Origin of the sequence: Streptomyces sp. NPDC055966 (assembly GCF_042269865.1) — a bacterium.
Lineage (GTDB): Bacteria > Actinomycetota > Actinomycetes > Streptomycetales > Streptomycetaceae > Streptomyces.
The window spans coordinates 168,888-189,284 of the sequence record NZ_JBHJYK010000017.1; the positions used below are offsets into that span (position 1 = coordinate 168,888).

Here is a 20,397-nt window from a genome sequence, read left to right on the forward strand (position 1 = left end):
GCGTTCGCGCCGACCGGGGCTGCCCCTTGCCCGACCCCCTTCCCCCGCCACGGCTCCCGGGCCTCGCGGCAGGCTCACACGCGTCCCCCGGCAGCTGTGCGGCAGGCGTAACCGCTGATGATCAGGTGCGGAGACACCGGTGTAATGAGCCGTTCGTACCGTCACGAAGGGTGAGATCAGGTCGAGCACTGGACAGGGAGGCGCCCGTGGCCGCGCCGGGCTCGCGGAGCGAGGGCACGACGAAGGTGCGGACGGTCTGCTCGTACTGCGGAGTGGGCTGCGGCATGGTCCTCGACGTCGGCACGGGACCGGACGGACGGCGGACGGTCCTGAAGGCGAGCGGGGACAAGGAGCACCCCGCGAACTTCGGACGGCTGTGCACCAAGGGCGCGACCACGGCCGACATGCTCGCCGCCCCCGGCCGGCTGACCGGGGCCCTCGTGCGGCCGGACCGCGGTGCGGAGCCCCGCCCGGCGCCCCTGACGGCAGCCGTCGGCGAGACCGCCCGACGGCTGCGCGCGATCATCGACGAGTACGGTCCCGACGCGGTCGCGCTCTACGTCTCCGGCCAGATGAGCCTGGAGGCGCAGTACCTGGCGAACAAGCTGGCCAAGGGCTTCATCCGTACGAACCAGATCGAGTCGAACTCCCGGTTGTGCATGGCCGGCGCCGGCACCGGTTACAAACTGTCGCTGGGTGCGGACGGACCACCCGGCTCCTACCAGGACCTCGACCGGGCCGACGTCTTCCTCGTCATCGGCTCCAACATGGCCGACTGCCACCCCGTCCTCTTCCTGCGGATGATGGACCGCGTGAAGTCGGCGGGCGCCAAGCTGATCGTCGTCGACCCGCGGCGCACCGCCACGGCCGCCAAGGCCGACCTGTTCCTCCAGATCAGACCCGGCACCGATCTGGCGCTGCTCAACGGACTGCTGCACCTGCTGCACGCGAACGGCCACACGGACCCCGCCTTCATCGCCGCGCACACCGAGGGCTGGGAGGCGATGCCCGGCTTCCTGGCCGACTACCCGCCCGCCGCCGTCGCCGAGATCACCGGCATCCCGGAAGAGCACCTGCGCGAGGCGGCCCGGCTGATCGGCGAGGCGGGGGAGTGGACGAGCTGCTGGACGATGGGCCTGAACCAGTCCACCCACGGCACCTGGAACACCAACGCCCTGGTCAACCTGCACCTCGCCACCGGCGCGATATGCCGCCCGGGCTCCGGCCCCTTCTCGCTGACCGGCCAGCCCAACGCCATGGGCGGCCGGGAAATGGGCTACATGGGACCGGGACTGCCCGGCCAGCGCTCCGTGCTCGCCGACGCCGACCGGGCCTTCGTCGAGGAGCTGTGGCAGCTGGAGCCGGGCGCCCTGCGCGCCGACGGGGTCGGCAAGGGCACGGTCGAGATGTTCCGGAAGATGGCCGACGGGGACATCAGGGCCTGCTGGATCATCTGCACCAACCCGGTCGCCTCCGTGGCCAACCGCAAGACGGTCATCGAGGGCCTGGAAGCCGCCGAATTCGTCGTCACCCAGGACGTGTTCGCCGAGACGGAGACGAACGCCTACGCCGACGTCGTCCTGCCCGGCGCGCTGTGGACCGAGACCGAGGGCGTCCTGATCAACAGCGAGCGCAACCTGACCCTCGCCCGCCCGGCCGCCGACCCGCCCGGCGAGGCGACCGCGGACTGGCGGATCATCGCCGCCGTGGCCCGGGAGATGGGGTACGAGAAGGGCTTCGCGTACGACAGCGCGGAGGAGATCTTCGAGGAGATCAAGCGCGCCTGGAACCCGGTGACCGGCTGGGACCTGCGCGGGGTGAGCTACGAGCGGCTGCGGACCACGCCCGTGCAGTGGCCGGCGGCCACGCCCGAGGGGCCCGACCGCAATCCGGTCCGCTACGTCGGCGCGGACGGCGCGCCGGCCTTCCCCACGGCGAGCGGCCGTGCGGTCTTCCACGCCCGCCCGCACGTCCCGGCGGCCGAAATGCCCGACGACGACTACCCGTTCGTGCTCAACACCGGCCGGCTCCAGCACCAGTGGCACACGCTGACCAAGACGGCGAAGGTGGCCAAGCTGAACAAGCTCGACCCCGGCCCGTTCGTGGAGGTGCACCCCGAGGACGCGGATCGCCTGGGCCTCGCCGACGGAGACTCGGTGGAGGTCGCCTCGCGGCGCGGGCGGGCCGTGCTGCCCGCCGTCGTCACCGACCGCGTACGGCCGGGCTGCTGCTTCGCGCCGTTCCACTGGAACGACCTGTTCGGGGAGTACCTGAGCGTCAACGCGGTGACCAACGACGCCGTCGACCCGCTGTCGTTCCAGCCCGAGTTCAAGATGTGTGCCGTGGCGCTGACCAAGGTCGCCACCGCGGTGACGGTGCGGTCCCCGGTGCCGGTGGCAGCCCCGGCTGTCGCCCCAGAGGCGTCCACGGTGTCCGTCCCCGCCCCGTTCGGGCTGGAGCCCGCGCCGCCTCCGCCGGTCCTCGCCGCACACGAACGCCGGTATCTGACCGGCTTCCTGGCGGGCATCCCGTCCGGCGCCCCGGGCGTCCCGGTCCTGCCGCCGGACGCCCCCTTCAGCCCGGAGCACGCCCTGTGGGTCAACGGCGTCCTGGCCGGCATGTACTCCAGGACGACCGCAGCGACGCCCCCGTCCGCGACACAGCCGCACGCTGCCCGCCGCCAGGTGGTGATCCTGTGGGCGTCGCAGACCGGGAACGCCGAGGAGTTCGCCTCCGAGGCCGCGCAGCGGGTCACCGCGGACGGTCACCGCGCCGCCCTGCTGCCCATGGAGGAGGCGGACCCCGCCGCCCTGCCCTCGGACGCCGACCTGCTGTTCATCACCAGCACCTTCGGCGACGGCGATGCCCCGGACAACGGCGCCGTCTTCTGGGACGCCCTCGCCGCGCCCGACGCACCACGCCTGGACGGCAGGCGGTACGCCGTCCTGGCCTTCGGCGACTCCTCCTACGACGACTTCTGCGGCCACGGCCGGCGCCTCGACCGGCGCATGGCGGAGCTGGACGCGACGCGGCTGGCACCGCGCATCGACTGCGAACCGGACTACGAGAGCGCGGCCGGGGCCTGGCTCGACCGGATACTCGCCGCGCTGAGCACCGCCGAGCAGCCGCCCCCCGCCGCGCCCGCGACCCCTGCCGCCCCGCAGGCCGCGCCCCGGTCGAGCCGCCCCACCCCCGTCACCGCCCGCCTCACCGGCAACTGCCTGCTCAGCCTGCCCGGCGCCGGCAAGGAGGTCCGGCGGTTCACCTTCGACACCCGCGACAGCGATGCCCCCCTCGTCTACGAGGCCGGGGACGCCCTGTCCGTACAGCCGGTCAACCGGCCGGAGCTGATGACCGAATGGCTCGCCGTCACCGGCGTCGACGCGGACACGGCCGTACAGGTCAAGCACGCCGGAGAGGTGCCGTTCGCCGAAGCCCTGCTCCGGCACCTGGACATCACCCGGGTCACCCCCGGCCTGCTGCGCTTCGCCGCCGACCGCACCCGCGACCCGCGTGAGCTGCGCAAGCTGCTCCGGCCCGACAACAAGGGCGAGTTGGCGCAGTGGTCCTGGGGGCGCCAGGCCGTCGACGTCGTCGCCGAGTTCGGCGTCCGGGCCGGGGCGCAGGAGTGGGCCGACGTGCTGGGGAGGCTGCAACCCCGGCTGTACTCCATATCGTCCAGCCCCCTGACCGACCCCCACCTGGTGTCCCTGACGGTCTCCGTGGTCCGGTACGAGAACCCGGACGGGCGTCCCCGTCAGGGTGTGTGCTCCCCGTTCCTCGCGGACGCCGAGCCCGGCACCCCCGTGCCGGTCCGGGTCCAGCGGGCACCGCACTTCCGCCCGCCCGCCGACCCCGCCACCCCGGCCGTGATGGTGGGCCCCGGCACGGGCGTCGCGCCCTTCATCGGCTTCCTGGAGGAGCGGCGGGCCCGCGGCCATCGCGCCCCCAACTGGCTGTTCTTCGGCGAGCAGCACCGGGCGACGGACTTCTACTACGAGCAGGAGCTGACCGGGTTCCTCGCCGAGGGCACGCTCACCCGCCTCGACACCGCCTTCTCGCGGGACCAGCGCGCCAAGGTCTACGTCCAGGACCGGATGCGCGAACACGGCCCGCTGTTGTGGTCCTGGCTCCAGGACGGCGCCCACTTCTACGTCTGCGGCGACGCCTCCCGCATGGCCAAGGACGTCGACCGGGTGCTGCGCGAGATCGCCGTCGCGCACGGCGGCCTGGCCGAGGCCGAGGCCGCCGCCTACGTGAAACAGCTGGGCGCCGACAAGCGGTATGTGCGGGATGTGTACTGACGCCGGTTTCCGTTCCGTAGTGTGCAGGTCAAGGGCCGGTCATGGGTGCGGAAGGAGGGTTGCGGCCCGCGTATCGTTGGTGCGGACAAACGAAAGGCACCTCGTTCGGTGAGGCGTCTTCACGGACACAGGCCACTGATCCCACCCGTCGAGAGACGCTCCGGATCAGGACAGGTCTCCCCGGCCCAAGGGGTGACCCCAAGTGGCTTCCCCGTACGGGGATCACGCCGTGGAGTGCCAAAGCTCTGACGAGAAGGGGTGTGCCGGGCCGAGCCGGCTCCGGCTGCCCTCCGCCACAGGACCGCGACACTCTCAGCGCGGCCGTGACCGGGAGGAGGCGACATGGACAGTAGTCCGGGCCATAGTCGGCCCTTCTTCGTGTTGTCCGCGCCGTCCTTCCGCGGCCCGCAGCTGCCTCTTCTTCCCTGACCCCCGACCGGTTCACCCGGCCGGCAGGCCGTGCGCCGGTATGCGCCCGGCGTGCCCGGTGCCCGGGTGCGGGGGAGTCGTGCGCTGCCACGGGCCGCCCGTAGCCCCGTCACACCGGGGCAAGGGGGTGTTCATCTTGGCTGCCCACACTCTGCTCATGTCCACCTCGGCCCGCCTGCGCGACCGCCGGGTCATCCTGGAGCGCCGTGCCACCACGTCCAAGGCGGTCCGTACCTCGCTGGTCTCCCTCGCGGGGCTGATCGGCGGACCGGCCACCAACCAGTCCGGCGACGAGGTCGGCCGCATCGTCGACGTCGTCGCCCGGCTCTACGGCACCGACTCCTACCCGCCGGTCACCGGGCTCATCCTGCGCATCGGCCGGCGCCACACCTTCGTGCCCGCCGACGCCCTCGGCAAGGTGCACGCCGGGCACGTACGGCTGCGCACCGCCCGCGTCGACCTGCGCGACTTCGTCCGCCGTCCCGGCGAGGCGCTGCTCGCCAAGGACGTGCTCGACCATCAGCTCGTCGACGTCGACGGCGTCCAGGTCACCCGCGCCGCCGACCTGTATCTCGCGCCCCTGGTCGACCAGGTCGTCCTCGTCGGTGTGGACGTCTCGCTGCCCACCCTGCTGCGCCGGCTCGGCCCGCGCCGCTGGCAGGCCCGCCCCACCCCGGAGCGGGTGCTGGACTGGCAGGCCATAGCCCCCTTCGCCGAGCAGGCCACCGAGGGTCCGCCCGAGGTCCGGCTGCGCGCCTCCCGGGCCGCCCTGCACCGGCTGCGCCCGGCCGACCTCGCCGACATCCTCGAAGACCTCGGCCGCGCCGAACGCCAGCAGCTGCTCGGCTGGCTGGAACCGGAGCAGGCCGCCGACGCGCTGGAGGAGATGGAACCCGCCGAGCTGCAGAACCTGCTGCGTGAGGCCCAGCCGGAACACGCCGCCCGCCTGGTCGACGAGATGGAGCCCGACGAGGCCACCGACGCCCTGCGCGACCTCACCCGCGAGGAGCGCGAGGCCCTGCTGACCCGGATGCCCAAGGACGAGGCGGCCGAACTGCGCCGGCTGCTCACGCACCGGGAGGGCACGGCGGGCGGTGCCATGACCACGCTGCTGATCACCGCCCGGCCGGACGAGACCGTCGCCGAGGTGCGCGGCCGGCTGGCCGAGCAGCACGAGCACCGGACCGAGATCGACGCGATCGCCGTGGTGGACGGCACGGACCGGCTGCTGTGCGACCTCCCGCTGTTCGACCTGGCGGTGGCCGAGGACACCACCCCCATAACCGACCTCGTCACCTGGCGAGCCCAGTTCGGCCCGCCGGACACCGTCCGCGCCGACACCTCCCTGGCCGAGGCCGCCGACCACCTGGTCGCGGCCCGCGCCTCCTCACTCCTGGTGGTCGACGACAGCGACCGCCCGCTCGGCCGGATCCTGGCCGACGACCTGCTCGACGCGATGCTGCCCGAACGCGGGCGGCTGCACTTCCGGAGGTTCCTGCAGTGACCCGCGACCTCGACACCGCCACCGCGGCACCGCAGGCCACAGCGCCCGCGCGCCGGACCGGCTGGCGGCGCATCACCATGATCGCGGCGGTTGCCGGACCCGGACTGGTCGCCGCGAACGCGGGCAACGACGCCGCCGGCATCGCCACCTACGCCTCGGCGGGCTCCCAGTTCACCTACGGCACCCTGTTCTTCATGGTGCTCGTCACCGTCGCGCTGGTGATGGTGCAGGAGATGGCCGTCCGCCTCGGCGCCTACACGGGCAAGGGCCTCGGCGCCCTGATCCGCGAGCAGTTCAGCCTCCGCCTGACCGCGCTCGCCGTCTTCTGCCTGCTGCTCGCCAACACCGGCCTGGTGGTGAGCGAGTTCGCCGGCATCGGCGCCGCCTTCGAACTCCTCGGCGTCCCCAAGTGGGCGGTCATCCCGCCGGCCGCGGTCCTGCTGTGGGCGCTGGTGCTGTTCGGCTCCTACCACTGGGCCGAACGCATCTTCCTGATCATGTCGCTGGCCTTCTTCGCCTACCCGGTCGCCATGATCCTCGGCCACCCCGACTGGGGCGCGGTCGGCCACCACCTCGTCGTGCCGCACATGGAGCCGAACAAGGCCTTCATCCTGCTGGCGGTCGCCCTGATCGGCACGACGGTCAGCCCGTACATGCAGTTCTACGCCGCCGCGGGCGTCGTCGACCGGGGCGCCAAGCCCGCGGACTACCCGCTGATCCGCGCTGACGCCATCCTGGGCGCCGTCTTCGCCTGCGTCATCAGCCTGACCATCATCATCGCCACCGCCTCCGCCATCGGCGGCACCGGCCCGCTGGACTCGGCCGCCCAGGCCGCCGAGGCACTCAAGCCGGTCGCGGGCCGCAACGCCGAGCTGCTGTTCGCGCTCGGTCTGCTCGGCGCCTCCGCCCTGGCCGGCGCCGTCGTCCCGCTGTCGGCGAGCTACGCCATAGGAGAGGCCGCCGGCGTGGAGCGCTCCGTCTCCCGCAGCTTCCGGGACGCCCCGCTCTTCCTCGGTCTGTTCACCGCCCAGATCGTGCTGGGCGCGGTGGTCGCGATGACCCCGGTCGACGTCATCCAGCTGCTGATCGGCACCCAGGTCCTCCAGGGACTGATCAGCCCGATCGTCCTGGTCTACCTCCTGGTGCTGACCAACCGCCGCTCGGTCCTCGGCCCGGCCGCCAACGGTCCGCGCTACCGCGTCGCCGCCACCGCCGTGGTCGTGGGCGTCGCCGCCATGTCGACGATCCTCCTCGTCCAGACGGTCCTGGGCTGGTTCGGTCTCGCCTGATCCACGCCGTTCACCCCGGCGTGCCGCACCCCGATGCCGGGCCGCGGGCCGCCGGGGACTACCGTCCCGTGGTGGACCCGAGCCGGACTCTTCGGCGCCGAGGCCCTCGTACCGAGCCAAAGGAGGACGTTCCGCATGGATGGCCACGCGTCGACCGCACTGTCGGCCGGCCAGCTCCCCGAGCTGACCACAGGACGTCTGCTGTCCACCTGGCAGCTGGACATCCCCGCCCTGCTGCTGGTCATCGCCCTGGGCGCGCTCTACGGCTGGGGCCTCGCGCGACTGCGTGCGCGGGGCGAGCCCTGGCCACCGGTCCGCGTGGCCGCGTTCGCGCTGCTCGGCCTGGGCGCGCTGGTGGTGGCCACGATGTCCGCGCTGGCCGTCTACGACCATGTGCTGTTCTGGCCGGCCGCCGTGCAGAACGTGCTGCTGGACCTCGTCGCCCCGCTCGGCCTCGCCCTCGGCGACCCCCTGCGGCTCGCCGTCGAGGCCCTGCCGGAGGGCGCCGCCGGGCGGGTGCGCCGGGCGATGTCGGGCCGCCTGGTGCGCGTGCTCACCTTCCCCTTCATCAGCACCGCCCTCGTGCTCGCCACGGAACTGACGGTGTACTTCACGCCGTACTTCGCCACCGCCCTGCGCGTGGGCTGGCTGCACGAGCTGATGTACCTCCACCTGCTCGTGGCCGGCTGCCTCTTCGTCGTACCGATGCTGACCCACGAGCAGACGCTGCCCCGCTGGTGCACCCACCCGGTCCGGGCCGCCCTGGTCTTCCTGGACGGCATCGTCGACGCGATCCCGGGCGTGGTGGTGATGACGCACGGCACGCTGATCGCGGGCGCCTGGTACCTGCACCACGCGCCGACCTGGTCCCCGGACGTCCAGCACGACCAGCAGATCGGCGGCGGCGCGATGCTGAGCATCGCCGAGCTGGTCGCCCTGCCCTTCCTGCTGGCCCTCCTCTACCAGTGGGCGCGCGCGGAACGGGTCCAGAACGCCGCCCTGGACCGCCGCCTGGACGCGGAACTCACCCCCGCCGTCGTGCCCGCCCCCGCCGCGGAGCACGCCCACCGGGCCCCGTCTCCCGAGGCCGAGCGGGTGCGCCCCTGGTGGGAGACGGAACAGAACGAGGTGGCCGCGAGGATCCGGGGCCAGCACCGGGAGAAGTGACGTCGGCCGTACAGCCGGATCAGGCGCCGAGCGCGCCCAGGACGGCGTCCGCCATCGCGCGTTCCCCGGTGGCGTTCGGGTGCAGCGGCAGGGTGGGCGAGGCGGGGATCAGTCCCTCGATCCAGGGCGTGGCGGAACAGCTGTCGTGGCCCCGGGTCGGGCTGAGCGTGTCCACGTACGTGGCGCCGCCGGCCCGGGCGGTGGCCGCGACCGTGTCGTCGAGACCGCCCAGCACGGACCGCAGGAACGCGATGTCCCCGGTCGTCATCGGCAACCTGCCGAGACACTCCGCGGGGTCGTCGGGCAGCACCGCCGGATAGCCGACGACCAGCACCCTGGCCCGCGGGGCCCGCGCACGGATCAGCCCCAGGGCGCTGCCGAGCTGCGCCGCCGCGGCGTCCACACGCTCTTCGAGGGTGTTCTTGTAGTGGTCGCGGCAGGGGGTGCCGAGCGGGTCGGTCACGGACAGGGCGGAGCAGGTGGCGGCGACGTCCCCGAAGCCGAAGTCCGACGTGCCGAGGTTGTCGCCCGCGACGGTGAGCGTGACCAGGGCGGTGTCCCGCGTGACGGCGTCCAGTTGGGGGCCGTTGACCACGGCTCCGGCGTCCGTCTGCGCCGTGGTGAGCGCACTGACCTTCGCGCCCGCGCAGGTCACGTCCCGGTACGTGCTCGGGCCCAGGGACGCGGCGACGAGCCGGCCGTAGTCGTGGTCGGAGCGCATGCACAGGCCCGCGGACTGGGCGGGGATGCCGGCGCCGGCGGCGTACGAGTCCCCGAGCGCCACGTAGGCGCCGTCCGTCGAGGGCGCGGCGAGGGCGGTGGTGGTGGAGGCGGTCGCGAGGAGTACGCCACCGGCGAGGGCGGACGTCCAGCGCACGAGCGCCTTCGCGCCGCGGGCGGCCCGTGCGGTGTGCGGGTCCTCGGCGGCTGTCGTGCGCGGTGCGTGATGGCTGCGGTGCGTGTTCGGCGATGCGGCTCTGGGCACGGTTGCTCCTGGGGAGACGGGACGACGGAAGCACAACTCCGGTACCGGCCGGTAACGTTGCGGACATCGTCGTAGCCCCCCGCCCCGCGGACCATGTGCCCGCGCACAGCGGCACGACGGCCCCGTTGTCCCCGCGCACATCGCCTTCGCGCACGCCGACGCCCGTTTGTAACCTGCCGGTCATGAGCCGCACACCGCCACCACCCGCCGAGACCGCCCCCGTCGCGGCCGCGCTGCTCGGCCGCGCGCACGAGCTGGGCGCCCGCATGGCCCGCCGTATCCGCGCCGAGGTCGGCTACTACGGCGGCGAAGGTCCCGTCGCCTTCGAGGAGCTGACCGCCAGTTGCCGGCGCAACACCGAGCTGGTCTTCGGGCAGCTCGCCCACGGCTGTGCGGCCGGCATGGAGCCGGCGCAGGAGACGGGCCGCAGAGCGGCGCGCGAGGGAGCACCGCTGGGGGAGTTGCTGCACGCCTACCGGGTCGGCTCGGAGTTCCTGTGGTCCGAGCTGGCGTCCGCCGCCCGGGCCGCGGACGCCGTCACCACCGATATCCTCGTGGCCCTCGCGGCGTGGTGGGTGAACGAGGGCCTCGCGGCGGCGGCCAGCGACGCCTACCGCGAAACGGCCGCGGAACTGCTGCTGCAACGCGACCGCGAGCGCTCCGTGCTGGTCGAGGCCCTGTTCACGGGCATGCTGACCGACCGCACCACACTCTGGGAAGCCGCCGACGCGCTCGGCCTGCCGGCCGAGGGCCCCTTCGTGGTCGTGGCGGCCGGTGTACCCGTGCCGGGCCATGAGGCGCTGCCCGGCATCGAGCCCCGGCTGCTCGCGGAGCGGATCCGTTCCGCCTGGCGGCTGCTGCCCGACCTCCAGGTCGGCATCATGGCCGTGCGCGGCCCGGACGCCGACGAGGCCGCCCTGCGCGTCCTCGGCGGTGTCGCCGCGGCCCGGGTGGGCGTCAGTCCCGCGTACCGCGCCCTGCGGGACACCCCCAGGGCCCTGCGGATGGCCCGCCTCGCGCTGGCCCGGGTACCGCGGGAGGCCGGGGGCGTCGTACGGTTCGACGACAGCCCGGTCGCCCTGATGGTGGCCGCGTCCGTGGACGAGGCCACCCGGATCGCACGGACCGTCTTCGCGCGTGTGCTGGCCCTGCCCGACGAGGAACGCGGCAGACTGCTGGCGACCCTGGAGCAGTGGTACGCGGCCGGGGGCTCGGCGGCCGACGCGGCGCGGCAGCTCTACTGCCACCGCAACACCGTCCGCTACCGGCTGCGCCGCCTGGAGGAGTTGACCGGCCGCTCCCTCCAGGACCCCCGCGCGGTCGCGGAACTCTCGGTGGCCCTGCACGCCCTGCCGCTGCTCCCGCAGTCTCCCGAGGCGCCGTGAGCCGTGAACTGTGCGCCGTGAGCCGTGAGTTGCCGACCGGCTAACGCGCCGCCAGTTTCGCGTGGTCGACGTCGGGGAGCCAGTCGCGTCCCGGGGCGTACTCCAGCCAGCGGCGGGCGCGGCCGGTTTCGGCGAAGCCCCGCAGCAGGGTGTCGAGCAGCGGGTGACGGTAGGCGTCGTGCCAGGCCAGCGACCACGCGTACAGCGGGGTCGGATCGACCAGCGGGATGGCGCGCAGTCCCGAGTGGTCCGGCAGCGGCGCGTCGGCGGGGAAGAGGGTGAAGCCCTCGCAATCGGCGCGGACGTGCTGGAGGAGGTGATCGAGGCCCAGGTTGGGGCCGTCGTGCCGGCGCGTGATGCGGAACTCGTCGGCGAAACGGCACAGGAAGTCCAGGCGGCTCAGTTCGGCCGGGCTCCACAGCGCGCTGTCGCGCAGGTCGACGGGGCGCAGCGCGTCGGCGCCGGCCAGTGGATGGGACGGGCCGAGCACCACGTCGACGGGCTCCAGCCGTACCAGCCGCTGGGTCAGTCCCGCGTCCCGTCCCCCGGGCAGCGGATGCACGCGGCCGAAGCCGAGGTCCGTGTCACCGCGCAGCAGGGCCCGGGCGACCGACGGCCAGTCACGTCCCGGACCCGGCTCCCACCGCACCGGGCCGTCCGCCCGGACGGCGGCGGCGACGGTGCGCATCGGCGCGTACAGATGCCCCCAGATGTCGATCCGTACGGCCGCTCCCGCGCCGGTCACGGCCGCGACGGCGCGCTCGCCGGCCGCGAGCGCCTCGCGCGCGCCCGGCAGGAACCGCCCGCCCGCCTCGCTGAGCCGGACTCCGCCCTGGCGCTCGAAGAGCCGCACACCGAGCAGCTCCTCCAGCCGGGCCACGCGCTTGGACAACGCCTGCTGGCTGGTGCCCAGTTCCTCGGCGGCGCGCCCGAAGTGCAGCGTCCCGGCGGTGGTGACGAAGGCGCGGACCAGGGCGAGGTCGAGATCCATGCCGCTGACCATAGGCGACAACGCGGCGTTGTCGCCCGGTGGGTCCGGTTGTTGGCCGCTCCGGTGCCCGGACCGGTCAGATGGTTCCCGAGGCCGCACCCACCGCCGCACCGGCCGATGGTGCTGCAGGCCACCGAGGAGGACGACACCGATGAAAGCCTTTGTGCCGACCGGAGACCCCGCCGAGCCCGTCGTGCTCGCCGACGTCGCCGAGCCCACACCGCGCCCCGACGAGGCGCTGGTGAGGGTCGAGGCGTTCTCCGTGAACCGCGGTGAGACCTTCAAGCTGGAAAAGCCCCGCCCCGGTGACCGCCCCGGCAAGGACATCGCGGGGCTGGTGGTGCAGCCGGCCGCCGACGGCAGCGGGCCGAGCGGGATCACCCGGGTCGTCGGCCACCCCATGTCGGGCGGCTGGGCCGAGTACGTGGCGGTGCCGACCAACGCCCTGGCCGAACTGCCCGACCGGGTCGGCACCGTTCAGGGCGCGGCCCTGCCCCTCGCGGGGCTCACCGCGCTGCGGCTGCTGCGCGCGGCCGGCCCCGTCGTGGGCCGCCGGATCCTGCTGACCGGCGCGTCCGGGGGCGTGGGCCACTACGTCACCGAGCTGGCGGCCGCCGCCGGGGCCCAGGTCACCGCCGTGACCCGGGACGCGGAGCGCGGCGCCCGGCTGGCCGCACTCGGCGCCGCCGACATCGTCCACGACGTCGCCGACGCCCGGGGCCCGTACGACATCGTGCTGGAGTCGACCGGCGGGCAGGCCCTCGCCACCGCTCTGGCCCGGCTCGCCCGGCGCGGCACCCTCGTCTGGTTCGGGCAGGCCGGGCGCAGGCCGGCGACGCTCGACTTCTTCGACTTCTTCGACGGTCCCGAATCGGCCGTCCTGCGTCACTTCCACTACCTCGACGCGGACACCCGCCTCGACGACGACCTGGCCGCGCTGGTCCGGCTGACCGCCGAGGGGCGGCTGCACCCGGAGATCGGCCGCGTCACGGACTGGGCCGACACCGCGACCACTCTCACCGACCTGCGCGACCGCCGCATCCGCGGCAAGGCCGTCCTCACGCTGTCCTGAACACCACAGCCCAACCGACCTCTTTCAGCAGCCAGTTCACGAACCACCGAAGGAGTACGACCATGACGACCGGCACCGACCCCAGGGCCGTGGTCATCCGCTACGTCGAGGCCGTCCGCGACGGCGACGCGGACGTCATCCACGACAGCTTCGCCGAGGACGCCACCTGGCACTACCCGGGCGACCTGCCCATCTCCAAGGTGTGGCACGGACGGGACCGGATCATCGGGGAGTTCCTCGGCGGCATGGGACCGGTCCTGGTGCCGGGCACCCTGGAGATCGAGCTGATCAGCACGATCGCCGAGGGCGACCGCGTGGTGGCCGAATGGACCTCCAAGGCCAGGACCGTGTACGGCGGGACGTACGACAACCGCTGCCTCGGCATCTACACCGTCCACGACGGCCAGATCACCTCTGTGGTCGAATACGCCGACACCCAGCATGTGGCCGCGACCCTCTTCCCCGGGCACGACGCCCGGTAAGTCACGCTGCGGCCGCTCCGGTCGGACGAGCCCGTGTGCCGGACACCGCCCGGCTGTGCCGGGCAGGGGCCTCAGAGTTCCTTGCGCATGAGGACGCACATCGTCTCGTACCGGCGGAGCGACCCGTCCGGGCCCTCCTCGTCCCAGGCATCCGGCTCACGGCCGTACGCGACGTAGCCCAGGCGCTCGTACAGGGCGCGGGCCCGCGGGTTGTCCTCCTCCACGGCGAGTTCCGCCGTACGCAGCCCACGGCCGACGATGCGTCGCTCGGCGGCCCGGATCAGCAGCGTGCCCAGTCCGCGGGACTGGAGCGCCGGCAGCACGGCGAGCTGCCAGATGGTCCCGGCGCCCGCGCGCACCCGGTAGTCGACGCCGCCGATCGCCACGGGCAGATCCGCCGGGGTGCACACCGCCAGGTAGTCCACCTCGCCCGCCGCCGCCCGCGTCAACTCCCGCTCCACCTGGCGCAGATGGGTGGCCGAGCCCGACCAGGTGCAGGCGGGCAGATCCCCGGGTGTCAGGTCGCGCACGCCGACGGGGAGGGCAAGGGTGGCGCGGAGCGGGGCTTCGTCCGGATCGGTCATGGGCGCGAGCATGGCGTCCGGGTTGACAGCGCGGCAACACATTTCCGCCGCGCTCGCCGTCCGGGCGGGAGCGGCGCGGCAATTCCGGGGTGGTCGCGGGGGCAGGTCCCGTAGCGTGCCGGGATGGTGACTGTACGAGCGATGACGGAAGCCGACGTCGAGGCCGTGGCGGCGATACGGGTGACCGGCTGGAGGACCGCGTACGCCGGGATCGTGCCCCGGTCCTGCCTCGACCGGATGACGGTCGAGGCGGACGCGCGGCGACACCGGGAGCGCGTCATACAGCCGGGGAACGGCCGCACCGACCTGGTCGCGGTCGACACCGACGGGCGTGTGTCGGGCTGGGCCTGCCTGGGACCCTGCCGTGACGCCGACACCACTGCGGCCACCGGTGAGCTCTACGCCCTGTACGTGCAGCCTTCGCTCATCGGCTCGGGCATCGGCCGCACGCTGCTCCGGGCCGTGCACGCACACGCCCGCTCGCACGGCTTCGACCAGATGGTGCTCTGGGTCCTCACCGGCAACACCCCGGCACGCCGTTTCTACGCACGGGCCGGATACGTCGCCGACGGCGCCGTCCAGACCGACGAGTACGACGGGGTGTGCGTGCCCGAACTCCGCTACCGGCTGGCCGCCGACGCGCTCGGGCGGTCCGGCGGTGCTCCGTGATCCAGCAGCCCGGCGATCAGGGCGCCGGCGGCGTAGCCGATGTCGCGCCAGAAGCGGTACGTGCCGAGGGCGAGGAAGTTGTTGACCAGGCCGACCTGGCTGGCGCCGCGCAGGGAGCGGTCCCGCCAGGAGGTGCGGGCGAAGGCGGCGGACAGGCCGGTGCTGTCGGTGCCGGGCGAGCCCCTGCGGCTCGGGCTGCGGGAGAACTGGGTCCGGTTCACTCGCGCAGGGTGGGTGAGCGGACCGCCACGCGCCGAGAGGGCGTGCGCATCTCTCGGCGACGACGGCGCCACGGAGGTCACCCGTGAGGAACTGCACGCGCGCGTCGCCCTGGGCGGCGTGCTCGATGTGCGCCCGGCGGAGGAGCACCGGGTCGGACACATCCCCGGCGCGCTCTCCATCCCGGTCGGTGAACTGGCCGACTGCATCGCCGAGTTGCCCCAGGACGCCGAGATCGTCGTCAACTGCCGCGGCGAGCACTGCGTCCTCGCTCACGACGTGGTCCGCCTGCTGACCGACCGAGGCCGGTGCGCGATCCGGCTCAATGACGGCATGCCGGAGTGGCGCCCGGCCGAGCTGCCCGTCGACACGGCGGACCTGACGTGAGCGCCGTATCCGCGCCGCGGTCGGCGGGGCACAGGGCGGGAGCGGGCGCACCGGGCGACTACTGTGCCGACAGACACACAGCAGCACATCCGGGACCGCACCGAGGAGAACGACGATGGCTCCTGCCGAGGCCGAGGTCGAGGCCACCTACGCCGTCACCGGCGCCACCGGCCGGCTGGGCGGACGCATCGCCCGCCGCCTGGCCGCCGCCGGCACCCCGCAGACCCTCCTGTGCCGTACCCCGGCCCGCGCACCGGAACTGCCCGGCGCGACCGCCGTACCCGGGGCCTACGGCGACCACGACGCCCTCGTCCGCGCCCTGCGCGGCACCGACCGTGTGCTGATGGTCTCCGCCTCGGAATCCCCGGACCGCGTCGCGCAGCACCGCACCTTCGTCGACGCGGCGGCCGAGGCGGGCGTCGCCCACCTGGTCTACATCTCCTTCTACGGTGCCGCACCCGACGCGACCTTCACCCTGGCCCGCGACCACTGGCACACCGAGCAGCACATCCGCGCCAGCGGCGTGCCCTTCACCTTCCTGCGCGACAACCTCTACGCCGACTTCATGCCCGGCCTGGTGGGCGAGGACGGCGCGCTGCGCGGCCCCGCCGGTGACGGCCGGGCCGCCGTGGTCGTGCAGGACGACATCGCGGACGCGGCCGTCGCGGTCCTGCGCGATCCGGGCCCGCACACCGGTCGTGCCTACGAACTGACCGGTCCCGAGGCGCTCACCCTCACCGAGGTGGCGGCGACGATCACGGCGGTCACCGGCCGCCCGGTCTCGTACGTCCCCGAGACCGTCGAGGAGGCCTACGCCTCCCGCGCGGTGTACGACGCTCCCGACTGGCAACTCGACGCCTGGGTCTCCACCTACACGGCGATCGCCGACGGCTCCCTCGCCGGGGTGACCACCGCCGTCCAGGACCTGACCGGCCACCCGGCCACCACGCTGGAGCACCTGTTGCGGGGGACGCCCGCCGTTCGCTAGCCGGCCTCTCGCTCCAGCACACGGCGGGCGGCCTCGGCCTCCGCCGCGGGCGGGGACAGTTCGTCGAGGGTGTCCAGCTCGTCGTCCGCTTCCAGTTCCCGTTCCCAGGCCGCCGCCAGCTGCTCCTGTTCCTGGCGGGGCCTGGCGCCGACCGTGTCCCGGTGTTCCGGATCCAGGGCCGCCATGAAGCGTTCGACCGAGTCCGAGGCCATACCGTGCTCCTTGTCGCGGGGAGGGAGAGTGCCACTTTCGGCCCAGCATGGCCAAGCGGGCCCACGCCCGCCTCCCGACACCACCTGGAAACACCCTGATGGCCCCGGCGCCTACCGGGCGGACCTGGCGTCGTGTGCGGCAACGGCCATGACGAGGACGGAGGCCAGGGCGATGCCGGCGCCGACGTACAACGGCGCCGTGTAGCCGAACAACGCCACCAGGCCGACCAGGACGTTCTTGCGGGGCAGCCGGGCCGTGGCCGCGATGAGTGCGATCGCGCCGACCGCGACACTCAGCGCGTACCCGGAGATCAGCCGGCCCGCCGTCGCCTCGGACACCGCGAAACCCGACGCGATCTGCGGCAGCAGCCCGGCGATCAGGAACTCGGTGGGCCCGATGCCGAAACCGCCGAGTGCCGGCGCGACGAGCCCGGCCGGCATCCGCCCCCGGCCGGCCGTGCGGCCCGAATCGGTCATGCGGCGACCCTCACCCACCGGCCGGGAGCGCGTCCATGGACAAAGCCCCCCGCCTCTTGGACTGCCGCTGTGACGGGTCACCGACCGCTCTGTGACCCGTCATCAGGCGCGGGCGACCGGGGATTGGCACGATCGGTCACCATGACCGGCAGCGAGCAGCAGCCCGGGGAGACCACCCCGGCCTGGGACGACGAGCAGGACTTCACCGACGCGGACCGGGGGTTGATCGCCCGGCTGGAGCCCTGTGTGGTGCGGGACGCGCGAGGCGGGGTGGTGTGGGACGCGGACGCCTACGACTTCCTGGCGGCCGACTGCCCGCCGACCGCGCACCCCGCGCTGTGGCGGCAGAGCCGGCTCGTTGCCCGCCAGGGGCTGTACGAGGTCGTGCCCGGCATCTACCAGGTGCGCGGCCTGGACCTGTCGAACGTCACCTTCGCGGAGGGCGAGCGCGGAGTCGTCGTGATCGACCCGTTGATCAGCGCCGAGGTCGCCGCGGCCGCGCTCGCCCTGTACCGCGCACACCGCGGCGAGCGCCCCGTGACCGGCGTGATCTATACCCACTCCCACGTCGACCACTTCGGCGGCGTGCGCGGGGTCGTCGGTCCGGCCGACGTGGCCGCCGGCCGGGTGCCCGTCATCGCACCCGCCGGGTTCCTGGAGCACGCGGCCGGCGAGAACGTCTTCACGGGTACGGCGATGGCCCGCCGGGCGGCCTACATGTACGGGGCCGCGCTGCCCAAGGGACCGGCCGGCCAGATCGGTTGCGGGCTCGGGCTGACGACCTCGACCGGCAGCGTCGGCCTGATCGCGCCCACGGTCGACGTCACCGCCACCGGACAGACCGAGACCGTCGACGGGGTGCGGATCGTCTTCCAGCTCACGCCCGGCACCGAAGCCCCCGCCGAGATGAACCTCCACTTCCCGGACCTGCGGGTGCTGTGCGCCGCCGAGAACGCCTGCCACACCCTGCACAACGTGCTCACCCTGCGCGGGGCCCTCGTCCGCGATCCCAGCGCCTGGGCCAGGTATCTGACGGAGACGATACGGCTGTTCGCCGCGGACACGGACGTCGTCTTCGCCTCCCACCACTGGCCGACCTGGGGCCAGGACCGCGTCGTGCGGTTCCTGGAGGAGCAGCGGGACGCGTACGCCTATCTGCACGACCAGTGCGTGCGGATGATCAACGCCGGATACACGGGCGCGGAGATCGCCGAGCAGTTGCGCTTCCCGCCGGCCCTCGAACGGGCCTGGCACGTCCGCGGCTACTACGGCTCCCTCAGCCACAACGCCAAGGCGGTGTACCAGCGTTACATGGGCTGGTTCGACGGCAACCCGGCGCACCTGTGGCAGCATCCGCCCACCGAGGCCGCGCGCCGGTACGTGGAGTTCATGGGCGGCGCGGACAGCGTGGTCGCCAAGGCGAGGACGTCGCACGAAGACGGTGATCTGCGGTGGGTCGCGGAGGTGCTGAACCATGTCCTGTTCGCCGATCCCGGGCACACCGAGGCCCGCGCTCTGCAGGCCGACACGTTCGAGCGGCTCGGCCAGGGCGCGGAGTGCGGACCCTGGCGCAACTTCTTCCTGACGGGCGCGGCCGAACTGCGCGGCGGCATCCTCGGCACACCGACCCGCGCCGCCCCGGACGTCCTGGCCGCCCTGACGGCCGAGCAGGTCTTCCGCTCCATGGCCGTACGCGTCAACGGCCCCCGCGCGGCCGAGGCCGGACGGCTGCTGCTGCGCTGGGAGTTCACCGACACCGGCGAGAAGTGGACGCTCCTGCTGTCCCGCGGCGCGCTCACCCCGATGCCCGGCGACGCCCCGCAGGGTGAGCAGCCCACCGCCGTACTGCGGCTGGCCCGTACCACTCTCGACGCCGTGCTGGTCGGGGCGACGACCTTCGCCGAGGAGATCGCGGGCGGAGCGGTGGACCTCGACGGCGATGCCGGGGCCCTGATCACCTTCGGATCGCTGCTGGACGCACCGGACCCGGACTTCGCGATCGTCACCCCGTGACGCCGGGGTCCGTCTCGCGCAGCAGCAGGGCCGCGAGGAGCAGCGCGGTGTCCCTCGGGCCGGCGAGGCGGACCCCGGTCAACTCCTGGATGCGGGCCAGCCGGTGGTCGACGGAGTTCGGGTGCAGGTTCAGCCGGCGGGCCATGGCCCGGCGGTCCTGGCGCTCCTCCAGATGTGTGCGCAGGGTCTCGGCCAGTTCGGGCCGGCCGGCCAGCGGGTCGAGCAGGGCGGCGATCCGGTCGCTGCCCTCGCTGGGCCGGGACAGGTGGTACTCCAGCAGGACGTCGTCGAGCCGGTGCAGCCCGGGCGGCCGGCCGCACGCGGCCGCGACCCGCACCACCTCCGCGGCCAGCCGCGCCGCACGGGGTATGTCAGCGGTCCCGGCCGCCCCGGCCACGGCCAGCCGCACCCCCGCTCCCGCCGCCTCGCGCAGCAACTCCGTTGTCTGGGTGGGTGGTTCGGCGCCTCCCGGTACGACCGCGTGCCCTCCGTCGGCGCCGAGCAGGGCGGGTACGTCCGTGCCGAAGACCCGGTCCAGCACCGCCTGGACGCGCCGCACCAGCCGCCGTACCGTCACCGGGGAGCCCGGACTGCCGCCGGTGGGCGGCGAATCGGGGAAGCGCAGGCACAGCACCAGCGCGGGCCCGTCCGTCGTGGATGCGCCGGCGGGCGGGCGGCCCTCCAGCAGGGCGCGGGCCCGTGCGTGACGCCGCTCGTGGCGTTCGGCGGCGAGGGCGGTCCGCTCGTCGAGATAGCTCTCGGCGACGGCGCCCACGACCCGGTCGATCGAGGCGAACAGCGCTTCGGCGAGTTCGGCCAGGGCGTCCCGCTCATCGGGACGAGCGGTCTCCCGCAGCGCCCGGAACAGTTCCTGCCCGCCCAGCGTGTACGTGCGCAGCAGGAGGTGCAGCGGCATCCCCTCCTCGGCGCGCCGGGCCGCGCGCTCCTGGAAGTACTCCAGCGCGTCCGGCCCCGGCCGGCCGGTGGCCCCGCGCAGGAACAGCCGCATGCCGTGCCGGGCCGTCGCGGCGATCTCCACGTCCTTCACCTCGGCGGGCAGTTCGGGGTAGCCGCGCAGTTGCCCGAACACCTCGCGGGCCATGCGCCGGGCGAGCGCGTTCACCCGTGGCTCGCACCGGGCGGCGAGCGCCGCCGCGCCGGCGGACAGCTCCCGCGGACGACCGCCGGTCCGCCGCTCCCCGTCCTGTCCGTGCGCCATGGATCACCTCACCGCCGATGC

17 protein-coding genes, 1 pseudogene and 1 riboswitch are annotated in these 20,397 nt (G+C 73.7%); of the genes and pseudogenes, 11 read left to right on the forward strand and 7 right to left on the reverse strand.

Annotated features, from left to right (window positions below; translation table 11 throughout):
- Positions 1-206 precede the first annotated feature (206 nt).
- The 4 genes from ACFC8N_RS31965 (at position 207) to ACFC8N_RS31980 (ending at position 8,693) form a co-directional block, all read left to right on the forward strand.
- Positions 207-4,304 carry a molybdopterin-dependent oxidoreductase gene (locus tag ACFC8N_RS31965; RefSeq protein WP_376291867.1) on the forward strand — a complete coding sequence of 1,366 codons (4,098 nt, stop codon included), beginning with the start codon at positions 207-209 and terminating at the stop codon, positions 4,302-4,304.
- Positions 4,305-4,397: 93 nt separating this feature from the next.
- Positions 4,398-4,569, forward strand: a riboswitch (M-box (ykoK) riboswitch).
- 321 nt (positions 4,570-4,890) lie between these two features.
- A complete protein-coding gene (locus ACFC8N_RS31970) occupies positions 4,891-6,237 on the forward strand; it encodes a magnesium transporter MgtE N-terminal domain-containing protein (RefSeq protein ID WP_356031430.1) in 1,347 nt (448 codons plus the stop codon).
- Positions 6,234-7,526: a divalent metal cation transporter gene (locus ACFC8N_RS31975; RefSeq protein WP_356031433.1), complete on the forward strand. Its 1,293-nt coding sequence runs from the start codon at positions 6,234-6,236 to the stop codon at positions 7,524-7,526. Before ACFC8N_RS31970 ends, ACFC8N_RS31975 begins: the two co-directional genes overlap by 4 nt.
- Positions 7,527-7,661: 135 nt before the next feature.
- On the forward strand, positions 7,662-8,693 hold the full coding sequence (locus ACFC8N_RS31980; RefSeq protein ID WP_356031435.1) for a cytochrome c oxidase assembly protein: 1,032 nt from the start codon (positions 7,662-7,664) through the stop codon (positions 8,691-8,693).
- A gap of 19 nt (positions 8,694-8,712) precedes the next feature.
- Here ACFC8N_RS31980 and ACFC8N_RS31985 read toward each other — a convergent pair whose 3' ends face one another.
- Positions 8,713-9,678: an SGNH/GDSL hydrolase family protein gene (locus ACFC8N_RS31985; RefSeq protein WP_376291870.1), complete on the reverse strand. Its 966-nt coding sequence runs from the start codon at positions 9,676-9,678 to the stop codon at positions 8,713-8,715.
- A 182-nt stretch (positions 9,679-9,860) separates the two neighbouring features.
- On the opposite strand from ACFC8N_RS31985, the gene ACFC8N_RS31990 reads away from it, so the two are divergent.
- A complete protein-coding gene (locus ACFC8N_RS31990; protein ID WP_376291873.1) occupies positions 9,861-11,063 on the forward strand; it encodes a PucR family transcriptional regulator in 1,203 nt (400 codons plus the stop codon).
- A 40-nt stretch (positions 11,064-11,103) separates the two neighbouring features.
- On the opposite strand, the gene ACFC8N_RS31995 is transcribed toward ACFC8N_RS31990, so the two are convergent.
- A complete protein-coding gene (locus ACFC8N_RS31995) occupies positions 11,104-12,054 on the reverse strand; it encodes a LysR family transcriptional regulator (protein WP_356031443.1) in 951 nt (316 codons plus the stop codon).
- Between the two features lie 151 nt (positions 12,055-12,205).
- Here ACFC8N_RS31995 and ACFC8N_RS32000 point away from each other — a divergent pair, with 151 nt between their 5' ends.
- Both ACFC8N_RS32000 and ACFC8N_RS32005 read left to right on the forward strand, forming a co-directional pair.
- Positions 12,206-13,126 (forward strand): zinc-binding dehydrogenase, encoded by a 921-nt coding sequence (locus tag ACFC8N_RS32000; protein ID WP_362817898.1) that lies wholly within the window; start codon positions 12,206-12,208, stop codon positions 13,124-13,126.
- A gap of 62 nt (positions 13,127-13,188) precedes the next feature.
- A complete protein-coding gene (locus ACFC8N_RS32005) occupies positions 13,189-13,608 on the forward strand; it encodes a nuclear transport factor 2 family protein (RefSeq protein WP_376291875.1) in 420 nt (139 codons plus the stop codon).
- A gap of 71 nt (positions 13,609-13,679) precedes the next feature.
- On the opposite strand, the gene ACFC8N_RS32010 is transcribed toward ACFC8N_RS32005, so the two are convergent.
- Positions 13,680-14,192: a GNAT family N-acetyltransferase gene (locus ACFC8N_RS32010; RefSeq protein ID WP_356031451.1), complete on the reverse strand. Its 513-nt coding sequence runs from the start codon at positions 14,190-14,192 to the stop codon at positions 13,680-13,682.
- A 123-nt stretch (positions 14,193-14,315) separates the two neighbouring features.
- Between ACFC8N_RS32010 and ACFC8N_RS32015 the strand changes: the two genes are divergently transcribed.
- A complete protein-coding gene (locus ACFC8N_RS32015; RefSeq protein ID WP_376291877.1) occupies positions 14,316-14,861 on the forward strand; it encodes a GNAT family N-acetyltransferase in 546 nt (181 codons plus the stop codon).
- Here ACFC8N_RS32015 and ACFC8N_RS32020 read toward each other — a convergent pair.
- Positions 14,813-15,082, reverse strand: coding sequence for a hypothetical protein (locus tag ACFC8N_RS32020; protein WP_376291879.1), 270 nt, complete (start codon positions 15,080-15,082; stop codon positions 14,813-14,815). The genes ACFC8N_RS32015 and ACFC8N_RS32020 overlap by 49 nt on opposite strands.
- Before the next feature lie 13 nt (positions 15,083-15,095).
- Between ACFC8N_RS32020 and ACFC8N_RS32025 the strand changes: the two genes are divergently transcribed.
- Together ACFC8N_RS32025 and ACFC8N_RS32030 are read left to right on the forward strand one after the other, a co-directional pair.
- A complete protein-coding gene (locus tag ACFC8N_RS32025; RefSeq protein ID WP_376291882.1) occupies positions 15,096-15,467 on the forward strand; it encodes a rhodanese-like domain-containing protein in 372 nt (123 codons plus the stop codon).
- Between the two features lie 115 nt (positions 15,468-15,582).
- Entirely contained in the window at positions 15,583-16,455 is an 873-nt protein-coding gene (locus ACFC8N_RS32030; protein WP_376291884.1) for an SDR family oxidoreductase, read from the forward strand.
- Here ACFC8N_RS32030 and ACFC8N_RS32035 read toward each other — a convergent pair.
- Together ACFC8N_RS32035 and ACFC8N_RS32040 are read right to left on the reverse strand one after the other, a co-directional pair.
- The gene (locus tag ACFC8N_RS32035) at positions 16,452-16,667 is read right to left on the reverse strand and encodes a hypothetical protein (protein WP_071371873.1); all 216 of its coding nucleotides are present in this window, start codon (positions 16,665-16,667) and stop codon (positions 16,452-16,454) included. The genes ACFC8N_RS32030 and ACFC8N_RS32035 overlap by 4 nt on opposite strands.
- Positions 16,668-16,874: 207 nt before the next feature.
- Positions 16,875-17,108: pseudogene (locus ACFC8N_RS32040) on the reverse strand (MFS transporter); the annotation flags it as partial.
- A 177-nt stretch (positions 17,109-17,285) separates the two neighbouring features.
- Between ACFC8N_RS32040 and ACFC8N_RS32045 the strand changes: the two are divergent.
- Complete coding sequence (locus tag ACFC8N_RS32045; RefSeq protein WP_376291887.1) at positions 17,286-19,157, forward strand: alkyl/aryl-sulfatase; 1,872 nt, start codon at positions 17,286-17,288, stop codon at positions 19,155-19,157.
- On the opposite strand, the gene ACFC8N_RS32050 is transcribed toward ACFC8N_RS32045, so the two are convergent.
- Positions 19,147-20,376 carry a PucR family transcriptional regulator gene (locus ACFC8N_RS32050; protein WP_376291890.1) on the reverse strand — a complete coding sequence of 410 codons (1,230 nt, stop codon included), beginning with the start codon at positions 20,374-20,376 and terminating at the stop codon, positions 19,147-19,149. The genes ACFC8N_RS32045 and ACFC8N_RS32050 overlap by 11 nt on opposite strands.
- Between the last annotated feature and the right edge of the window lie 21 nt (positions 20,377-20,397).